A 2,285-nucleotide genomic window follows, 5' to 3' on the forward strand; every position below is an offset into this window, starting at 1 on the left:
AGTGGTCCCGACCGACCAATGTTTTGATCATCATCATAGACAACTAATAAGATTTCATCAGAATTTATAAGAATTGGATTTTCCATAATTTTTCCTCCCTAACGTCTCTTGGCGATTGTTTGTGCGTGGTTTATGAGATGTTTATACCATTATGGTAGTGTTGAGTTAATACCAAAATGGTTATTTTTATTTTATATTTGGAAGGGGTGAAATAATGGATAAAAATCTATTGATTGATGAAAAAATATTAGCGTTTTGGAAAAAATTAACAGAGGATGAAAAAAAGAAATTTATTATTTCTTTTCTTGATAAAATGAAGAAAGAAGATCAAGAAGTTTAACTTTGTTATCATAACTTAGATGTTCGAGCATATCTTCTATTTGTGCATCCAAGTTATTTGTCTCCTGTTCTGAAAACATCAATTGTTTAGGGGTAACGGATAAGTGAGGTGCTAAACGTATAGCCCATTCTTTTGTTAATTTCCGATGACCATTTTCTAAGCGAAAAATCTGTGGTTGACTCGTACCCGCTAATTCAGCTAACTTTTTAGAGCTTAAGCCCATTTTCTCTCTGAAAAATTTTAAGTTATTCATGATTCTTATCCTATAAAAAAAATTTTTATCTTTCAAATACCAATACGGTAAAAATCTCTTGCATTAAAAATACCGCTATGGTATGATTTGGGAATGTTTAAGCTAAAATCATATTTATTGAAGAATAATATTACTTACGCTGAGTTTGCAGCCTCTATAGGTGTTACACAGACATCAATAGCGCGTTACATAAATAAGAAGAGATTTCCTCAGCCTAGGATAATAAAGCAAATAGCAAAGATTACGGATAATTATGTAAGTCCTAGTGATTGGTATCAAGAAAATTTTACTACTGCAATACAAGAAAAAGCAACGCCTTCTTTTGTCAAGGGTTCCACTGTTTGTATGAAGCCATGTGAACAAAATGAAATGACGAAGCTTCAATATGAAGAAAAGAATGAACATCAACAACACCATTCACATTCTTAAACAGGCATTAAATAAAGAGACCAAATTAATAGATTACGCGCCACCATACGCGCACATATAAATACGCAACAGCCTTAAGAGGGATTATGATCACTAATTTATATTTAAAGAAAGAAGGGGATGCGCATGTCTAATGGTATGCCATGGATAAGATTCCATTTGTATGATTGGATAAGTGGTACAGATGGAATGACGTTAGAGCAAAGGGGCGCTTATATGACGCTTCTCGTTCGCATGTACGATAAAAAAGCACCAATTAAAGAAGATTTTGAAACGCTTGCACGTGTTTGCAATTGTTCACAAAAAAAGTTTGCGACTATTGTCGAATATCTCATGAGAAATAATAAACTTGTTGAGACAGATAATGGATTGTGGAATACGCGCGTTGAAGAAGAACTCAATAACCTCAGTGAAGAGCTAGATAATTTTACCTTTAATAATAATGAAGAAAAGGAGGTAAAATATGTCAACTAAATTGGCTTGGACGAGACTTAATACAGACCAGTGGCTATTTAAACTCTCTGATTTACCACCTATGGAAGTCAATGTTTATGTGAAGTTGCGGATAAGAATGTTACACACGCGTGAGCCTCTTTTGAATGATGCACGAATATTATCTCATTTTACTTGTTGTTCAGTAAAAAGATTTGAAAAGGCGTTAAATTATTTATTTAGATCTGGACACATCATTTGTTTAGAAGATGGACGCTTGTGGAGTTTAGATGTTGAAGAAGAACTCAATAACTCAAATGAAAATTTAAATAAGTTTTCAGAGAGAGCAAAGAAAGCAGCGCAGGCAAAATGGGCAAAACATCATAAAGCAAAAACAATGAGTGATGATCAAGATGCTAAAAATGCTAAGCATGATGCTAACGGTATGCTTAAGGATGCTAAGCATGATGCTTGTGGGGATTTTAGCAATGCACAAGAAATGCTTAATGATGCCATTAACAATAACAATAACATATATAATAAAAAAACTAAAACTATCGTTTTAGCAAAAAAAGAAATTGGTTCTGAAGATTTAGAAACAATCGATTTGGTTGACGAGCCAACAGAGGTTGCTGCTGTTGAGATCACATCAGAGCAAATCGAAACCTCATCAGACAACCAACCTTCCATTCACGAGCAAGAGAACGTTCCCAAAAAAGCAAAACGAGCGCAAGCTAATCGCGGTTGTCGATTACCAGAGGATTTCAAACCTAATTTGCAATACGCAATCGATCAAGGATTAACGCATGATGAGGCGCTGTTAGAAACCGA

4 protein-coding genes are annotated in these 2,285 nt (G+C 34.3%); 3 read left to right on the plus strand and 1 reads right to left on the minus strand.

All coding sequences use genetic code 11. From position 1 onward, the window contains the following. Positions 1 to 293: 293 nt before the first annotated feature. Positions 294 to 593 carry a helix-turn-helix domain-containing protein gene (locus tag ACFINX_RS09780; RefSeq protein ID WP_015856266.1) on the minus strand — a complete coding sequence of 100 codons (300 nt, stop codon included), beginning with the start codon at positions 591 to 593 and terminating at the stop codon, positions 294 to 296. A gap of 93 nt (positions 594 to 686) precedes the next feature. Here ACFINX_RS09780 and ACFINX_RS09785 point away from each other — a divergent pair, with 93 nt between their 5' ends. The 3 genes from ACFINX_RS09785 to ACFINX_RS09795 all read left to right on the plus strand — a co-directional run. Then, the gene (locus ACFINX_RS09785) at positions 687 to 1,022 is read left to right on the plus strand and encodes a helix-turn-helix domain-containing protein (RefSeq protein WP_375668766.1); all 336 of its coding nucleotides are present in this window, start codon (positions 687 to 689) and stop codon (positions 1,020 to 1,022) included. A 126-nt stretch (positions 1,023 to 1,148) separates the two neighbouring features. After that, positions 1,149 to 1,496, plus strand: a complete 348-nt coding sequence (locus ACFINX_RS09790; RefSeq protein ID WP_375658300.1) for a DUF1376 domain-containing protein — start codon at positions 1,149 to 1,151, stop codon at positions 1,494 to 1,496. After that, positions 1,486 to 2,285 (plus strand): hypothetical protein (locus ACFINX_RS09795; RefSeq protein ID WP_375668767.1); only part of this gene is annotated, 800 nt, incomplete at its 3' end. The genes ACFINX_RS09790 and ACFINX_RS09795, both read left to right, overlap by 11 nt.

The organism is Bartonella sp. AP36NXGY, assembly GCF_042195865.1.
Taxonomy (GTDB): Bacteria; Pseudomonadota; Alphaproteobacteria; order Rhizobiales; family Rhizobiaceae; genus Bartonella.